A 17,260-nucleotide genomic window follows, 5' to 3' on the forward strand; every position below is an offset into this window, starting at 1 on the left:
TAACATCTCATAGCGAAATTTAAAATCAATTAACTCATTTTTTCCATAAGAATTTCCAACTGGCACAATAACCACCTTTGAATTTTTATATGTTTTAAGTATTAAATTTACAATTTCAATATGAGCTTTTGTTGGTGGATTAAAGGCACCACCATAAAATATTGTCATAATACCACCCTAGATATTATTATAACATTTAATGCTTATCTTACTAAATAATATGTTACAAATGAGTAATTTACTATATTTTTTTTTATTTTTTGTTATAATTTAACTAATTAATAGTAAAGAAGGTTTAAAATATGAGTGTATTAGAAAATTATTTCAAAAAAATTAGAGATGAAGGACATAGACTAACCAAACACCGTATCGCTATTATCGAAATTCTAGAAAACGAACACTTAACATTCAAAGAAATAGAACAACGATTAGCTAAACGTGGTTTTAAAAATATAGCATCAATTTATAATAATCTTGAATTTTTAGTTCAAGAGAAAATTGTTATTGAATTATATGTTGATAACAAGAAATATTATGATCTTGCTATGGATAATCCAGGTCATAACAAAGAAGACCATATCCATATTGTAAATCGAGATACTGGAAAGATTTTTGAAATCAATAATAATGATATCTTTAATTACATCAGTAAAAATAAGAGTTTACAAGACTATAACATTGAGTCAATCAAAATCATCTTATCAGTAACTAATAAAAAATAGGACTAGATCCTATTTTTTTTAGCTACTCTTAATTTTGCAGATTTACTTCTTGAATTTTCCAACATTTCTTCTTCACTTGGATAAACTGGTTTTCTTGTTACTAAATCAAATTTTGTTTTAAGTTCACCAATAATTGGTAAGTTTTTAGGAATATTTAACTCACTATATTTTTTCATAAAATGTTTAACAATTCGATCTTCTAGTGAATGAAAGGTTATAATACATAATCTTCCTTCTTCATTTAATAGGTCAACTGTTTGTTCTAACATGTCTTCTAGTGTTTTAATTTCATCATTTACAGCAATCCTTAAGGCTTGAAAAACCTTCTTAGCAGAATGACCTTTTCTTTTATAATTTATTTTATCACAAATATTTACCAAGTCAAAAGTTGTCTCTAATGGTCTTCTTCTAATTATTTCATTAGCTATTTTAAAGCCATTTTCTTCATCACCATATTTGAAAAATATTTGAGCAAGATCATCTTTTTCGTAAGTGTTGACAATATCTTTGGCTGTTAGCATACTATTTTGATTCATTCTCATATCAAGACTTGTATCTTTTAAATAGGTAAACCCTCGGCTAATATCATCAATCTGAAATGAAGACATTCCTAAATCCGCAATAATACCATCTACTTTAAAGACTCCCAGTTCATTTAATCTTTTTCTTATGTTTGCAAAATTATCATGAATTACTGTGATATTTTCATTATCTTTAAAAGTTTCTTTAGCAAGATTAATTGCATACATATCTTGATCAAAGGCATAAAGATGACCTGTTTTTAATTTACTTAATAAAAGTTTAGTATGGCCTGCACCACCTAAAGTTAAATCAACATATATTCCATCATCTTTTATATTTAAATAATCGATTGTCTCATTTAATAATACTGTAACATGTTTCATCTTAACACCTCTTTTAATATTATATCTTTAATTAAAGAAAAAAGCACTAGTGTGCTCTTTCTTTAACTTATTATTTAGATTCTTTTTTTTCTAAAATAAGTTGTCCCTTGTAATAACCACTGTTTGGTGTTACACGGTGTGGTAATGTAAATTCACCTGTGTTTGGACATACAACTAATGTTGGTGCTGTTAACTTTTGGTGTGTACGACGTTTTCTTGTCGCTGTTTTACCAGTTCTTCTAAATGGTACTGCCATGATGTCACCTCCTAAAATTTAAAGTCTTTCAAGGCATCAAATACATGATTTGTTTCTTTCTCTTTTTCGAATTCTTTTTCACCTTCGTTATAAATAACTTGGGGTTTTTCCAAAATAATATGACCAAAGATTATTTCATCTAAATCAATTATTGGTGTTAAAGCAAAATCACTATCTTCAGATTCACCAAATATTAAATCTAAATTAAATATTAAGTGATAATCAACTGGTTTTAATGTTCTTGTGCTTGCTAAGACTAGCTTAACATCAATATCTAGATTAGTAACTAATAAATCATTTACTCTTTCAAAACTACCTTTTACATAACATGGCTTAATTTCTATAATATCATTGCTATCTTTAATCATTTCTGAGTAATCAATTTCTGTATTAATATTGTAGATTGATTCGATTAACGATGAGTTTATTTTCATATTTTATTCACCTAAGATATTATACATATTTATTAGATAAAAGTCAATTATTTTAAAATAAATATCAAAACTCCATATCTATAAAAAGAAGAAACCCAGTAAATTGGGTTATCTTGCACTTCTAATTGCTTCTTTAATTGTATTAATAATATATCTTTCTTTTTCTAGAAGTAATTCTGGATATTCACTTTCATGGTATAAATAGTGAGTTCTTAAATTAAAGACAAGTGAAGTTCCGTTTATTAAGTTTAATATTAACTCAACAGTTATTACATTAACCTTACTTCTTGATTCACTGGAGTCAATAACTACTTCTACGTGTGTTACATCGTTATATCTTACTTCACCAGCAACATCATTATAAATTTTACCATCTTGGTGATTTACTATTACACCATGATAATAAAGTGCTTTTGTGCCAAGGAAAATTGTTGTAACTAATGATTGATCATAGTCCAAGTGTTGAGCATCATTTAAAAGATTGATACGATACTTTGTTTTATGATTAAAGTTACTTGCAGTTCTTACTACAAATGGTTTTGAAACTTCCAAATTTTCCAAGTCTAACAATTGCTTTGCACGATTTCCTGCTATTAATAAATCTTCCTCGATAATTTTTGTAGCAGCTTCGTCTACTTCCCCACTTATTTTGCCAAAATGCTTCTTCATTACTTTAATTCTATTATTCATTAAACTTACCACCCTTCGCTTATTTATATAATATCAAATTACATAGTAAATAGTCAAACAATTATGCATTATTTAACTTTAATTTACTATCCCACTTACTAAAAAATCTAAAAATTCTTGTTTTTTAATGTCTAAAATCATATCTTCAATATTAATTCCCTCTAACACTCTAGTGATTTCATCTTTTGTATAGTTAATATTTTTTAATTTATCTTCAATTATTTCTATTGGATAAAGGTCAAAAAAGTCACCAGTTATTTTAATATCTTGAATTACACCGTGATTTAGTTCAAGGGTTGCATTAAACAAACCACCTGAGATTCGTTTGCTAATATTTTTTGTGTATGATGGTTGTTTTAAAAATCTCCATTCATCAGATTCATATTTTTCTGCCATTTTTTTCACAATTTTAATTTCTTCATCACTTAAGATATATTCCTTAAACGTAATCTCATTTTCTAAATGTTTAACTAAGTCATCTAGTGATAGTCCATTTAAATGTGGTTTTAAATTAACTACTCGGCTTCTAACACTGTCTATTCCTTTTGATATTAACTTTTCGTTGTTAGGTGTAATTGATCTAATCATTGTCTCAATATCAACATCATACATATATGTACCATGAATTAATACACCATATTTGTTTTGTAAAAAAGCAACACCACTTATCTTTTTACCGTCAAATAAAAGATCATTTCTTCCACTAAATTCAATTTTTAACCCAAGTTTTTCCATTGCTTTAATTACTAATTCTAAATATGGTTTAAAGGAAAAGTTTGTGGTTTTTTTAGTAATCATTGTATACATCGTATTAGACTCATCAGCATAAATAGTTCCCCCACCAGTTGGTCTTCTAAATAATGTTATATCATTAGCTTTCAAATATTCCATATTAACTTCATTTTCTAATACTTGGTTTTTACCTATAACTACACCTTTGATTTTCCATGTGAAAAAATATGCTTCATCATCTTTTAAAACATGCTCTAAAATATATTCTTCTAATGCAAAATAAAAATATGCTTTTAAATTACCTTCATTGTTATGTTTAACTAATATCATCTTGTTCATATTAACAGCTCCAATCTTTGTAACTATTATAAATGTAATAGCTATAATTATCAAATATTTAAATCTAAATAAATGATATAATATTTAAAAAGGGGGATATTTATGTGCTTAAAGAAAATTTGTTTATAAAAATATTACTTTATTTTATTGGTTTATTACTTACTTCGTTTGGGGTAGTTTTAATGATCCAAACAAATAAAGGAGTGGGAAGCTGGGATAGTGTTAATTATAGTTTATCTGTTTTGATTAATACAAAACTTGGCTATGCTAGTATGATTGTTAATATTTTAATTGTTTTGTTCGTTGTAATATATAGAAAAAATCTTAAATTTATCCAAAGCTTTATCCCAATTATTTTAAGTGGTTTCTTGGTTAATCTTTGGATTGATTATGTTTTTGTAAACTTTACAATAAGCACTACATTTCTTACATATCTCTACCTTATTCTTGGAGCCTTAATCCTTCCAGTTGGATTATCCTTTATTATAATAAGTACCCTACCTAAAATGATTTTTGATGAGCTCACCTTTGCTTGGATGGATATTTTTAAATCAAAAAGTTTTCCGCTAGTTAGAATTTGCATTGAAATATTTGCAGTACTTCTTGGCTTACTAATCGGATACTTCGCTAAAATAGAAGGATTAGGTCAAATAGGAATAGGAACACTAATTGTTGTTTTTACAATAGGACCATTAATTGGCATCTTTACTAACATCTTAAATAAAGTATTTAAATTTAACTAGATTAATATAGTTTTTTTTATAAAAAAAATGGAGTTTCCTCCATTAATTTTTAAATATATCTTTAAATTTTTGCCATGATGATTTAGTTTCCTTATCTTCAAAATCACCAAGTTTTTGGTATAGTTTTTCTTCCTCTTTAGAAATCTTCTTAGGGATCTTAACTTCAACAATAACAATTTGATCTCCCTTACGTTTACTTCTAACTGAAGCTACACCTTTTTCACGCATTCTAAGTTGTGTGTTAGGTTGTGTTCCGGCTGGTATTTTTAAACTTACCTCACCATAGATTGTTGGAACATCTTTAGTTGTTCCAAGTGTTGCTTCTGCAATGCTGATTGGTATTTTTAAGTATATATCATCATTGTTTCTTTCAAACAATTGATGTTTCTTCACTCTAAATGTAATTAGTAAATCACCAGGTTCACCACCCTTAACGCCACCATTACCATAACCTGCAACTCTTAATGTCATATTATCATTGACACCTGCCGGGATATTAACATCTACAGTCTTAGTTGTTTTAACACGTTTCTTACCATTACATGTTTCACATTTTTCTTTAATTTCTTTACCAGACCCACCACAAGTACTACATGTTTGTTGACTTCTAATAGTTCCAAGTATTGTTCTTTGATCGACATCAACATAGCCCTTACCACCACAGGTATGACATGTTTTAATGTCTTTAGGATTTTTTGCGCCTGTACCATGACATACTTTACAGTCTTCGTCAATCTCAATTTTAATTGTTTTCTTAGTTCCTAAAACTGCTTCTAAGAAGTCAATTGTCATATATTTTTCAATATCTGAGCCACGCATTGGTCCATCATAATTTCTTCTTTGTTGACTTCTGCCACCACCAAAGAAATCACTAAATATGTCACCAAAACCACCGAAGCCTTCAAAGCCACCAAAGCCTTCAAAACCGCTACCAGAAAAATTATTTCCCTCATGTCCATATTTATCATAAGTTGCTCTTTTAGCATCATCATTTAAAATTTCATATGCTTCTTGAACTTCTTTAAATTTTTCTTCGGCATCATCATGTTTAGAAACGTCAGGATGAAATTCTTTTGCTTTTTTGCGGTACGCTTTTACTATTTCATCTTTTGATGCATCTTTACTTACACCAAGTACCTCATAATAATCTCTTTTTGCCATTTAATCACCTATATAACAAAGTTAGGGGCGATTGCCCCTATACTTATTTTATTTTTCTTCGAATTCTGCATCTACAGTATTGTCATCGTTGTTGTTTGAGTCGGTATTACCATTTGCACCTTCAGTATGTTCATGTTCTTTTTGTGCTTTTTCGTATGCTTTAATTGCAATTGATTGTGCATCTTTTTCTAATGCTTCTTTTGCTTTTTTAATTGCATCTAGATCATCATTTCCTAAAGCTTCTTCTAATTCTTTAGTTAATTTTTCGATGTTTGATTTTTCTTCTTCAGTTACTTCTTCTCCTAAATCAACAACTGCTTTGTTTGTTTGGAAAATTAAGTTATTTGATTCATTACGTAAATCAGCTTCTTCACGTTTTGCTTTATCTGCTTCAGCCATTTCTTCTGCTTCTTTAACCATTTTTTCAATTTCTTCTTCAGATAATGCTCCACTACTTTGGATTGTAATTTTTTGTTCTTTATTTGTTCCTAAGTCTTTTGCCTTAACTGAAACAATACCATTTGAGTCAATATCGAATGTAACTTCAATTTGAGGTACCCCTCTTGGAGCTGCTGGAATATCTGTTAATTGGAAACGACCTAGTGTCTTATTATCTTGAGCCATTGATCTTTCACCTTGTAAGACGTGAATATCTACAGCTGGTTGGTTATCTGCTGCTGTTGAGAATACTTGTGATTTTGATGTAGGAATTGTAGTATTTCTTTCAATTAATTTTGTAAATACTCCACCCAATGTTTCAATACCTAATGATAATGGTGTAACGTCTAATAATAATACGTCTTTAACATCACCTGCTAAAACACCACCTTGAATTGCAGCACCCATTGCAACAACTTCATCTGGGTTAACACTTCTATTAGGCTCTTTACCTAATTCTTTTTTAACCATTTCTTGAACTGCTGGAATTCTTGTTGATCCACCAACTAAAATTACTTGGTGAATTTGGTCTTTAGATAATTTTGAATCTTTAATTGCTTGTCTCATTGGACCTACAACTCTTTGAACTAAGTCATATGTTAATTCATCAAATTTAGCTTTTGTTAAGTTCATTTCTAAGTGAACTGGACCTGCTGCACCAACGCTAATAAATGGTAATGAGATTGATGTTTGTGATACCCCTGATAATTCTTTTTTAGCTTTTTCAGCTGCATCTCTTAATCTTTGCATTGCCATCTTATCTTTTGATAAGTCAATTGATTGTTCTTTTTTAAATTCTGATACTAAGTAGTCTACAACTTTGTTATCAAAGTCATCCCCACCTAATTTATTATCACCTGATGTTGATAATACATCAAATGTACCATCTGCTAGATTTAAGATAGATACGTCAAATGTACCACCACCTAAGTCAAATACTAAAATGTTTTGTTCAACATCTGTTTTATCAATACCATAAGCAAGTGCTGCTGCTGTTGGTTCGTTAATAATTCTTCTTACATTTAGTCCAGCAATTTTACCAGCATCTGCTGTTGCTTGACGTTGTGCGTCATTAAAGTATGCAGGTACAGTAATAACTGCTTCTGTTACTTTTGCTCCTAAATAATCTTCAGCTGTTTTCTTTAAGTTTTGTAGAATCATTGCTGATAATTGTTGTGGTGAGTATTCTTTACCTTCAATTTTTACTGAATAATTTCCTTCACCCATATGTCTTTTAATTGATGAAACTGTATTTGGGTTTGTAATTTGTTGACGTTTTGCAACTTCACCAACTGATACTTCACCATTCTTAAATGCGATAACTGATGGTGTTGTTCTTCCACCTTCAGCATTAGCAATAACCTTTGCTTCGCCACCATCCATAACTGCAACTACTGAGTTTGTAGTTCCTAAGTCAATACCTATAATTTTATTTGTTGTTTTCATTATTTTCTTCACTCCATTCGTTTACTTTCACCATTGATGGTCTTAATATTCTATCTTTATACATATATCCGGTACTAATTACACTAGTAACAATACCATTTTCTTTTTCTAAATCATTTTCTTTTTCTACTGCATGATGGAAATTAGGGTCAAACTTTTCACCTAAAGCTTTTATTTCTTTTAATCCATCTTCTTCGAGCACTTGGTAAATTTGATCATTGATCATTTTAAAACCTATTAAGTAATTTTTAAGGGCTGGATCTTCCACCTCAAAATTAACTACTTTTTTTAATTGATCAAGTGGTAATAACAAATCATGAATTAAATTACTTGCTGCATATTTTCTATCCTTAATACGCTCTTCATTAGTTCTTTTTTTAAAGTTTTCTAATTCTGCTCTACTTTTTAAATAATTTTCTTTTTCAAGCTTAACTTGTTCTTTAAGTAATTCAATTTCATCAGCTTTTTTATCTTTTTTATTTTTCTTTTTTTCTTCTTTAACTACTTCTTGTTCATTCTCATTTATTGTTAATTCTTCTTCTTTTATGTCTTTATCTTCCACAATCTTACCTACTTTCTGTATAATTTGCCAAGGTTTGATGCTATATATTCAAGTAGTGGAATAACTTTTGAATATTCCATTCTAGTTGGTCCAAATACAGCAATTGTTCCTTTTTCATCTTCACTTACCCGGTAAGGAATACTAATTACACTAAAATTATCTTTTAAATTTAATTCAATATCGCTACCGAAGGTTATTGTTAAGCTATCGTTGTTTCCTATTAATTTTAAGATGTCTTTTTTATTTAACATGTTAATAAAATTCTTAACATTTACAACATCTGAAAATTCTGGTTGATTAAATGCTTTAGTCATACCAGATAAGTAAAAGTTGTCTTCAGTAAACTTAGCAAATGCATGAACAAAGGAATCAATAATTTGTTTTTGATAATCAACAAACATGCCTAATTCAGTTTTTGCCATTTCATTTTTAAGAATACTAATTGCTTCATCTAAACGTCTATTTTTAAGTAGGTCATCTAGAGTTTGAATAATCTCTTTTACTTCTGTAATATCTACATTTTTTGGCACAATAATATTTTGATGGTTCACATGTCCTTTATTAGTAACAATTAAAACTACTGCTTCTCTATCACCGGTTGGAATAAAATCAATCTTATTAATCTTAATTTCTGATAATGAAGGTCCAACAGCAACCGCAGCATAATTAGTTAGGTTACTTAAAAGATTAATTGCTTCCTCAACCGCTAGACTTCTAGAAAATGTATGTTTATTTAAGATTTCATCTACTAAAGGAAAATCATCTAAAACTAAGGAATCTCTTGTTACTAAATTATTCACATAATAACGATATCCTTTTTCTGATGGAATTCTTCCACTAGATGTATGAGTTTTTTCTAAAAAATCTAATTCCTCAAGTCTTGCCATATCATATCTGATTGTTGCACTTGAGTAATTAAGATATGGCATCTCAGTTAATATTTTAGAACCAACTGGTACAGCATGGTCAACATAATACTCGACTATTGCTTTTAAGATTAACTTTTGACGACTAGTTAACATCAAATCACCTCACTGGCACTCGTTAGTATCTTGTGCTATTAGTATTGTACAATAATTAATTGGCACTGTCAACACTTATGTGCTAAAAATAAAAAAATACCATAATTGGTACTTTCTTAACTCAGGCCTTTTTAACAAATTCACTCTTTAAACTCATGTTACCAAAACCTTGTATTCTACAATCAATATTATGATCACCTGATACAATTTTAATATTTGTAACCTTAGTTCCTTGTTTAAGAGGCTGACTAGATCCTTTAACTTTTAAGTCTTTGATTGTAATGACATCATCACCATCAACTAATTTGTTACCGTTAGCATCTAGAATAAAATTTTCTTCTTCTTTAAACTTAAATCCACATGCTGAGCAAACATAGAAATCATCTTCCATATATGTGTACTCAAAATTACAACTAGGACAGTTCATATTTATCACCTTCCATAGTTATAATACATGAAATATTTACATTGTCAAATTTTCTTTTTGACAATGATAGCGTTTTAGTATATAATTATATAACCGAATTAACTATATAAACTATACATAAACAAGGAGGAATATTATGGAGGTTAAAAAAATTGATAAGGATACAGAAAACAGATTTAATGACGCAACAAAGTTTGATGTCGTTAAAAAAAGATTAAGTGAAAGAGGTGTTGAGTTAATTGATATCGCGGAACTTACTTGTGAGCTTCAAAAACAATATGTTCCAAACATTACAGTTGAGATATGTCTACAACATGTTGAAAGAGTTGTTTTAAAACGTGAAGTACAACATGCTATTTTAACAGGTTTAGAATTAGATATTTTAGCAGAGCAAGGAAAATTAACTGAACCACTTTTAAGTATGTTAAATAATGATTATGGTCTATACGGAATTGATGAAGTTTTAGCACTATCAATCGTTAACGTTTATGGCTCAATCGGTTTTACAAATTTTGGTTATGTTGATAAACTAAAACCAGGTATTATTGGAAGACTAGACGAGGAAGGTAAAGCTGAGGGACGTTGCAATACATTTTTAGATGATATAGTTGGAGCAATCGCTGCTGCAGCTGCAAGTTCAATCGCCCATAAGTATTCAGTATAATCTATTATTTAAAAGATGAGTAAAATCATCTTTTTTTTATTGACTATAAATAAAATTCTATGTATACTTAATAAGAATAAAGTATTAGGAGGATTATATGAAACCAGTTATAATTGCAGTTAGTGGTGGTTCTGCTAGTGGAAAGACTACAGTTGTTTTAGAAATACTTGAAAAATTAAATCCAGACGATGTATTAATTATTAAACATGATGACTATTATATGGATCAGTCACATTTAAAATTAGAAGACAGATTAAAGACTAACTATGACCATCCCGATTCATTAGATAATGATTTATTAATCAAACATTTAAATATGTTAATAGATAAAAAACAAGTATCTAAACCAATTTATGATTTTGTTAATCATACAAGAAGCGATAAAACAGAGATTTTAAAACCTAAGAAAGTAATTATTTTAGAAGGAATCTTAGTTTTAACTGACGAGAGAATTAGAAATTTAGCTGATATTAAATTATTTGTTCAACTAGATGATGATTTAAGGCTAATAAGACGTCTAGAACGCGATATAAACAGTCGTGGCCGTTCTGTAGACTCAGTAATCAACCAATACTTAACAACCGTTAAACCGATGTATCATCAATTTGTTCAACCAACAAAAAGATATGCGGATGTTATTATTCCTAATGATATTAAACATGATGTTGCTGTTGATATTATTGTTGCTAAAATAAATAATATTTTAGAAAACAATTTATAAAAAAAATCCAAAATATATATTAATATATCTCGGATAATCATTTTATAATTAGAGATTAACTATTTTTAGTTAATCTTTTTTTATTAACACTTTTTCAAAAACTAAAACTTCTCTTTTTCCTTCTAAATACATTTCGTTATTTACCGGTAAATCAACGAGCCCAATATAATTTAAATCTAGTGCTTCGCATGTTTTTCTTGATGCGATATTATTTGGATCACATGTTATATAAATCTTTTCTAAACTATAAGACGTTGCTACTTTAAAAATTAACTCACATGCTTTTTTAGCATACTTATTTCCCCTATATTCTTTTTCAATTCGGTAACCAATATGTCCTCCATAAAAAAGATTTGTCATATAGCCAATTCTAATATCGATAAGTCCAACTGTAACATCACTATCATTTAAAACAATATTATATCTATAAGAAGGTACATAACCTTTTGTTAAATTTTCTTTAACTAATTCATTTAGTCTTAAATTTATTTCACTACCTCTTAAATCTACAAACTCTTTAAAAGTAAACATTTTTTGATCATAGTTATAAGTTTTAACTTCTATGCCTAATACACCATATTTTTTTTGCATTAAATTTGTATAATAACTATCCATATCAGTATAATTTGCAGTATCAATGTTAGTTGAGTCATAACCACATTTATCAAGTGGTAAGTTTTCATATAATTCTTTAAATGTTTTAAAATGATGTAGTCTTACTACTTCTACAAATATTTCAGATATACTACTATTTCTAAAAATGATGTAGTCTCCAACTTTTATTTTTCTTCTTTTATCATCATTAAGTCTTAGTTCAATTGTTTTTGTTCCATTTTTTATCATTTCAAATGGATTACTATCTAAATTCATTCTATGAATCACTTACTCACCTACTTTTACTTATTATATCATATTAAAATAACCCTTATTATAATAAAAAAACACCAAGAGGTGTTTAATTATAAATAATAAATAGTTCTAAAACCACGACTTGCATAATATGATTCTGCACCATTAGCAGAAATAAAAACATGATTAAATCTTCTCTCCCCAAAGATTGCTCCATTAAGGGTTCTAATATCTTTAGGTGTATTTAACCAACTAGATGTTTTTTCATCAATTTTTTCAATGTTTTGAACTAATTTATATTCTTCTTCATTAAGTAATGTTAGTCCTAGTTTAAGACTAAGAGCTAGAGCACTTCCATTTGGTTTATTTAGCTTTCTTTTTTCTAAGGCTAAATCATCATAACATAAACTTCTTCTATGACTTGGTGACTCCTTAACTAAATCAACATATGCGAATTTTTCATTGATAATAACTAAATCAGGTTCGCCACCGGTTTTTTCCATGTTATCTAAAATTTTTAGTGTATTATCATTATTTATTTTATTGTAAATGGTTTCCCATTTAACATTTTTGTGTCTATTTGCATTTTCTTTAAACCTTTTTTCTAACAAATTTAACAATTCATTATATTTTTCCATTTTTATCACCAACCTTAAATCAATTATATATAAGCTTTAATTAATTGTAAAATAAAGTGCAAAATAGCACTACCGAAGTAGTGCTACTTAATTATTTTGTCTTTAATTCTTTCGTTGTTTCAACTAAGCCAGTTACTGTTCCTGCAAGTTCTGCTAAGTTTGATGGCACAATAATTTTTGTTGCTTGTCCATCAGCAAGTTTTGCTAATGCCTCATAAGCTTTAATTTTTAAAACTGCCTCATCTGCCTTAGCTTCTCTAATTATTCTAATTGATTCTGCTTCTGCAATCTTTAGTAGTCTAATTGATTCTGCTTCACCTTCAGCTTGTAAGACTTTAGCTTTCATATCAGCTTCTGCTTTTAAGATAATTGATTGGCTTGATCCTTCTGCTTCTAAAATCTTTGCAGTCTTTTCACCTTCAGCAATTAAAATAGTTTGTCTTCTTTCACGTTCAGCACGCATTTGTTTTTCCATTGATTCTCTAATATCTTTTGGTGGCATAATGTTTTTAACTTCGACTCTATTTACTTTAATACCCCATTTATCTGTTGCATCATCTAAGATAAAACGCATTTTCTCATTAATGATATCTCTAGATGTTAAAGTAGCATCTAAATCTAAGTCCCCAATAATATTTCTAAGTGTTGTTGCACTTAGTGATTCAATTGCAAGAATTGGATTTTCAACACCATAAACATAAAGTTTAGGATCAGTTACTTGATAAAAAACAATTGTATCAATTTGCATTGTAACGTTATCTTTTGTAATAACTGCTTGTGGTTCAAAGTCTTTAATTTGTTCTTTTAATGATACTTGACCAACTACACGATCAATAAATGGAATTAACCAATGAATTCCAACCCCCCATGTTTTATGGTAAGCCCCCATTCTTTCAACAATATATTTTTTAGTTTGATTAACAACTCTAATCCCTGATACTAAAATAATTGTTATAACAAGAAATATTAAAACTAAAATAATAATAAATAAATCCATTTTTCTTCCCTCCTATTATATTTTTGTAACGATAAATTTATTTCCTTCTATCGCTATAATTTTAACCATATCACCCTTATCTATTTCCTCATTTGAAATAGCTGTCCAAGTATCATTTTCAAACGATACTAACCCTTTTAAATCTGGTCTTATTGTCTCAGTTACTATTGCGTTTTTCCCGATATAAGAATCGACATTAGTACTCACAATATTTTTTTTAGTATACCTTACAACATACTTTCTTATTAATAGCATTAATAGGAAACCTACAACAAAGAATATTGTAATTTGTAACCAAATTAATTCTTTGAAAATTAATGTAATAATAATTGTAGGAATTGCTGAGATGGCAAACCAGACCGAGACAAAATCAGTAGTAATAAATTCTAATACTAACATAAAAATAAAAACAATCAACCAAACCCAAATCATGTATTCGCCCATCTTTATTCCTCCTTATTGATTAATACTTCTAATAACTCCGTATTATCTTTCCAAATCGCCTTAAATTTAATCCCTTCTTTATCAGGATTTAAATTGAAAATATCACTTACCTTTTTTATAAATGATTTATTAGTTATACGTGCATATGAGCTAGATAAACTAACATTATATCTAGTATGTTCCGGTATATCTCCTCTCATAACATCATCCTTACTTAAAGGCTTAATTGCAATTATTTTTTTAACCGGATCATAACCCAACATTACTTGATTAGCTTTTTCAAAAAACGTTGCACCAAATTTATTAATAGTTAGTTGTGTTGTTGTAACAGTAACTATTATTTCTTTTAATTCATCATTAAACCATGTCAAACTCATAAGATCACCTCTCTTACCTTTATTATACCACCGTTATTATTTTTGTCAATTAAATTATTAAAAATTATTATTTGTGATATTTTTGATTTTAAAGAGTAAATTATCAAATAAAACTAAATATTTTTATGATTGTTTTGAATAAAACTTATTACTTCATCATAACTTGGAATTGAATCGATTGATCCATATCTCGTAGTAACAATTGCAGCAGTTGCATTGCTTATTTCTAGTATCTCTTTAGCAGTATTATTATCTAACACTAAACTTCTTTTATTTAACTCTGATAAAAAGGTTCCGATAAATGCATCTCCTGCTCCTGTTGTATCTATAGCATTTACCTTAAAACCATTATGTTCTACAAATTCTTTAACACCCCTAATATAGACTCTAGATCCCTTACTACCAAGTGTTAAAATAACATATTTAACATTTCCTTTAAAAAGACTAGCAATTCCTTTATCTATCTTGCTAAATCCTGTAATAAACTCTAACTCATCTACTGATACTTTAATCAAGTCAGATAACAAAATAAATTCATTTATAGTTTTTTTATACTTATCTAAATCATTCCATAAAGAAAATCTTAAATTAGGATCAAAACTTATGAATCCGTTTGATTCTCTTACATATTTAATTGCAGCTAGATGAGCTTTTTTAATTGGATAATCATCTAGTGAGACTGAACAATAATGAAAAATAGAATTTTTTAAAAGTTCTTTGGGTAAATCTTTCTTATCGTATAGTTGATCAGCACCAGGGTTTCTATAAAAGATAAAATCTCTCTCCCCATCTTTAGTAAGCAAGACAAAAGCAAGTGTTGTATTTGCTTTACTACTTCTTAGAATATATTTTGTATTAAGACCAATATTTTTTAATTTATCTACTAAAAAATCGCCAAAGCTATCAGCTCCAACTTGCCCGATAAAATATGAATCACTACCATTTTTTAGTGCTGCAACACTAACATTTGCTGGTGCACCACCAGCATGTTTAGTAAACTTTTTAACCGCACTTAACGAAACATCTTTTTCATCAGGAATAAAGTCTATTAAAAATTCCCCTAAAGATACAATTTTTCTCATACTGATACCTTCTTTTCTAGATTTCTAAGTTCATTATATCACTTATGTTTAGTTTGATGTTTGAAACTAAAATAATAGTTTTACTATATATATCAATTTTTAGTATTTTATCGTATATAGTTTTTATATATCCATCAGTAAAATAAGATATCTCTAATTCCATATCCTTTCTAATTGCATCTTTAATTAAAATATCCATTTGATAAAGTCTATCTTCTGTTAGTTCTGGTTTTTTAATCTTATTTTTATCATAAATCATTTTACTAATAACTGCGTCAAATCCAGCAAGAGCATCAAAAGGTGCCCATTTTATAATTCCTCTATCTTTATACATGATGACCTCCAATTTGTTTATTTCTTTCTCTGGCTGTTGCATGTTTTTCTAAAGATGTTCCTCTAATAATTGAATTTTTACCATATTTATTTTTAATTTTATCAACCGTGCTACTTACAATAATTTCCTTATCTAAAACTTCAATATCTTCAAAAATTGAATAATGATAAATGTTAGATTCATCAAAGTTAGATAAGCTAACACCAATAGTTTTTATTGGATAACCTTCATAAAATGAATCAAATAGATCTAGACATGCTTGATAAATCACTGATTCATTTGCTGTTGCTTGATCTAGTGATACTTGTCTTGAAAAACCACCACCTTGATATCTTGAATATCCAATAGAAAAACTAATTGTTTTTGCTCTTTTTTTAGACACTCTTAATCTTCTAGTTACATCATCAATCATTTCTATCATAATTGATAAAATCTCAGTTGCATCATAGTCTCTTGGTAATACTTGACTTACACCAAAAGATTTAGGTTTTTTTCTAAGTAAATCCTTATCTTTAATCAAACTCATATCAATACCGTTTGTGTGATACCAAAGTTCAAGGCCAAGAATACCAAATCTTTTTTTTAATTTTTCTTTATCTGTTCTTGCTATATCTCCAATTTTTTCAAAACCCATTAAGTTTAAATTACGTTCCATTCTATGACCTATACTCCACATCTTAGATAGTGGAGTAACATCCCAAAGTTTATACGGAATATCTTTGTAATCCCATTTTGCAATATTATTTTTTATTTTTTTAGCCTCAATATCCATCGCAAGCTTAGCAACTAACATATTAGGACCAATCCCACATGTTGCAGTTAGACCTAACTTTTCTTCTATTCTTTTTAAAATCTTTAAAGCTAGTTCATAATCACTAATTTTATAATAATTTAAATAGTTAGTAACATCTAAAAATGCCTCATCAACTGAATAGACATAAATATCATCATTACTAACAAATTCCAAATAAGTTTCAATAACTAGACTTGAATATTCTAAGTATTTTTTCATTCTTGGTTTTGCATAGATTACATCAAGTTTTTTTGGTAATTCAAATATTCTGCATCTAGAAGGAATATTTAACTCTTTTAAATAAGGAGTAACAGCAAGAATAATCGTTGAATCACCTCTACTCTTATCTGCTACAACTAATGGTGTTTTAAATGGGTCCAGTCCTCTTAAAACACATTCAACGGATGCATAAAATGATTTTAAATCAATACATAAAATATTTCTTTTAATTTGATATTTACTTAAATCTTCCATCGTTACGCCT

Annotated in this window: 22 protein-coding genes and 1 pseudogene; 4 read left to right on the forward strand and 19 right to left on the reverse strand. The window is 28.3% G+C overall.

All coding sequences use genetic code 11. The features are described 5' to 3' along the window. Window positions 1–168: pseudogene (locus tag T352_RS07415) on the reverse strand (nicotinate (nicotinamide) nucleotide adenylyltransferase); the annotation flags it as partial. Window positions 169–302: 134 nt separating this feature from the next. On the opposite strand from T352_RS07415, the gene T352_RS0103665 reads away from it, so the two are divergent. Next, the gene (locus T352_RS0103665) at window positions 303–722 is read left to right on the forward strand and encodes a Fur family transcriptional regulator (RefSeq protein WP_026391810.1); all 420 of its coding nucleotides are present in this window, start codon (window positions 303–305) and stop codon (window positions 720–722) included. Window positions 723–724: 2 nt separating this feature from the next. Here T352_RS0103665 and rsmH read toward each other — a convergent pair whose 3' ends face one another. The 5 genes from rsmH to T352_RS0103690 form a co-directional block, all read right to left on the reverse strand. After that, window positions 725–1,627 carry a 16S rRNA (cytosine(1402)-N(4))-methyltransferase RsmH gene (gene rsmH, locus T352_RS0103670; RefSeq protein ID WP_026391811.1) on the reverse strand — a complete coding sequence of 301 codons (903 nt, stop codon included), beginning with the start codon at window positions 1,625–1,627 and terminating at the stop codon, window positions 725–727. 70 nt (window positions 1,628–1,697) lie between these two features. Then, on the reverse strand, window positions 1,698–1,883 hold the full coding sequence (gene rpmF / locus T352_RS0103675) for a 50S ribosomal protein L32 (protein ID WP_026391812.1): 186 nt from the start codon (window positions 1,881–1,883) through the stop codon (window positions 1,698–1,700). Between the two features lie 11 nt (window positions 1,884–1,894). Further along, window positions 1,895–2,317, reverse strand: coding sequence for a YceD family protein (locus T352_RS0103680; protein WP_026391813.1), 423 nt, complete (start codon window positions 2,315–2,317; stop codon window positions 1,895–1,897). Between the two features lie 108 nt (window positions 2,318–2,425). After that, window positions 2,426–3,007, reverse strand: coding sequence for a hypothetical protein (locus T352_RS0103685; protein WP_026391814.1), 582 nt, complete (start codon window positions 3,005–3,007; stop codon window positions 2,426–2,428). Between the two features lie 78 nt (window positions 3,008–3,085). Then, window positions 3,086–4,078, reverse strand: coding sequence for a lipoate--protein ligase (locus tag T352_RS0103690; protein WP_232361974.1), 993 nt, complete (start codon window positions 4,076–4,078; stop codon window positions 3,086–3,088). 104 nt (window positions 4,079–4,182) lie between these two features. On the opposite strand from T352_RS0103690, the gene T352_RS0103695 reads away from it, so the two are divergent. Continuing rightward, window positions 4,183–4,821 (forward strand): YczE/YyaS/YitT family protein, encoded by a 639-nt coding sequence (locus T352_RS0103695; protein ID WP_026391816.1) that lies wholly within the window; start codon window positions 4,183–4,185, stop codon window positions 4,819–4,821. A 42-nt stretch (window positions 4,822–4,863) separates the two neighbouring features. Here the strand turns inward: T352_RS0103695 and dnaJ are convergent, their stop codons facing one another. The 5 genes from dnaJ to T352_RS06430 form a co-directional block, all read right to left on the reverse strand. Then, window positions 4,864–5,982 carry a molecular chaperone DnaJ gene (dnaJ, locus tag T352_RS0103700; RefSeq protein ID WP_026391817.1) on the reverse strand — a complete coding sequence of 373 codons (1,119 nt, stop codon included), beginning with the start codon at window positions 5,980–5,982 and terminating at the stop codon, window positions 4,864–4,866. Window positions 5,983–6,030: 48 nt separating this feature from the next. Then, a complete protein-coding gene (gene dnaK / locus T352_RS0103705; protein ID WP_026391818.1) occupies window positions 6,031–7,866 on the reverse strand; it encodes a molecular chaperone DnaK in 1,836 nt (611 codons plus the stop codon). After that, window positions 7,850–8,428, reverse strand: coding sequence for a nucleotide exchange factor GrpE (gene grpE, locus T352_RS06425; RefSeq protein WP_035345223.1), 579 nt, complete (start codon window positions 8,426–8,428; stop codon window positions 7,850–7,852). Before grpE ends, dnaK begins: the two co-directional genes overlap by 17 nt. A gap of 8 nt (window positions 8,429–8,436) precedes the next feature. Next, a complete protein-coding gene (gene hrcA, locus T352_RS0103715) occupies window positions 8,437–9,450 on the reverse strand; it encodes a heat-inducible transcriptional repressor HrcA (RefSeq protein WP_026391819.1) in 1,014 nt (337 codons plus the stop codon). Between the two features lie 121 nt (window positions 9,451–9,571). Beyond that, window positions 9,572–9,877 carry a zinc ribbon domain-containing protein YjdM gene (locus tag T352_RS06430; RefSeq protein WP_162151180.1) on the reverse strand — a complete coding sequence of 102 codons (306 nt, stop codon included), beginning with the start codon at window positions 9,875–9,877 and terminating at the stop codon, window positions 9,572–9,574. A 136-nt stretch (window positions 9,878–10,013) separates the two neighbouring features. Here T352_RS06430 and T352_RS0103725 point away from each other — a divergent pair, with 136 nt between their 5' ends. Then, window positions 10,014–10,541, forward strand: a complete 528-nt coding sequence (locus T352_RS0103725; protein ID WP_026391820.1) for a phosphatidylglycerophosphatase A family protein — start codon at window positions 10,014–10,016, stop codon at window positions 10,539–10,541. A gap of 97 nt (window positions 10,542–10,638) precedes the next feature. After that, complete coding sequence (gene udk / locus T352_RS0103730; protein ID WP_026391821.1) at window positions 10,639–11,262, forward strand: uridine kinase; 624 nt, start codon at window positions 10,639–10,641, stop codon at window positions 11,260–11,262. Between the two features lie 69 nt (window positions 11,263–11,331). On the opposite strand, the gene T352_RS07055 is transcribed toward udk, so the two are convergent. The 8 genes from T352_RS07055 to T352_RS0103775 all read right to left on the reverse strand — a co-directional run bounded on the left by T352_RS07055 (window position 11,332) and on the right by T352_RS0103775 (window position 17,250). Then, on the reverse strand, window positions 11,332–12,144 hold the full coding sequence (locus T352_RS07055; RefSeq protein ID WP_084301394.1) for a GNAT family N-acetyltransferase: 813 nt from the start codon (window positions 12,142–12,144) through the stop codon (window positions 11,332–11,334). Between the two features lie 77 nt (window positions 12,145–12,221). After that, window positions 12,222–12,749 carry a DUF4256 domain-containing protein gene (locus T352_RS0103745; protein WP_035345226.1) on the reverse strand — a complete coding sequence of 176 codons (528 nt, stop codon included), beginning with the start codon at window positions 12,747–12,749 and terminating at the stop codon, window positions 12,222–12,224. Window positions 12,750–12,840: 91 nt separating this feature from the next. After that, entirely contained in the window at window positions 12,841–13,746 is a 906-nt protein-coding gene (locus T352_RS0103750) for an SPFH domain-containing protein (protein ID WP_026391823.1), read from the reverse strand. A 15-nt stretch (window positions 13,747–13,761) separates the two neighbouring features. Then, entirely contained in the window at window positions 13,762–14,190 is a 429-nt protein-coding gene (locus tag T352_RS0103755) for an NfeD family protein (RefSeq protein WP_051615815.1), read from the reverse strand. A 2-nt stretch (window positions 14,191–14,192) separates the two neighbouring features. Continuing rightward, window positions 14,193–14,567: a hypothetical protein gene (locus T352_RS0103760; RefSeq protein ID WP_026391825.1), complete on the reverse strand. Its 375-nt coding sequence runs from the start codon at window positions 14,565–14,567 to the stop codon at window positions 14,193–14,195. Between the two features lie 113 nt (window positions 14,568–14,680). After that, complete coding sequence (locus T352_RS0103765; RefSeq protein WP_026391826.1) at window positions 14,681–15,649, reverse strand: carbohydrate kinase family protein; 969 nt, start codon at window positions 15,647–15,649, stop codon at window positions 14,681–14,683. A gap of 16 nt (window positions 15,650–15,665) precedes the next feature. Further along, window positions 15,666–15,983 (reverse strand): YolD-like family protein, encoded by a 318-nt coding sequence (locus T352_RS0103770; RefSeq protein ID WP_026391827.1) that lies wholly within the window; start codon window positions 15,981–15,983, stop codon window positions 15,666–15,668. Next, the gene (locus T352_RS0103775) at window positions 15,976–17,250 is read right to left on the reverse strand and encodes a Y-family DNA polymerase (RefSeq protein ID WP_026391828.1); all 1,275 of its coding nucleotides are present in this window, start codon (window positions 17,248–17,250) and stop codon (window positions 15,976–15,978) included. The genes T352_RS0103770 and T352_RS0103775 overlap by 8 nt, the downstream gene beginning before the upstream one ends. Between the last annotated feature and the right edge of the window lie 10 nt (window positions 17,251–17,260).

Source organism: Haploplasma modicum ATCC 29102, from assembly GCF_000687835.1.
Lineage (GTDB): Bacteria > Bacillota_I > Bacilli_A > Acholeplasmatales > Acholeplasmataceae > Haploplasma > Haploplasma modicum.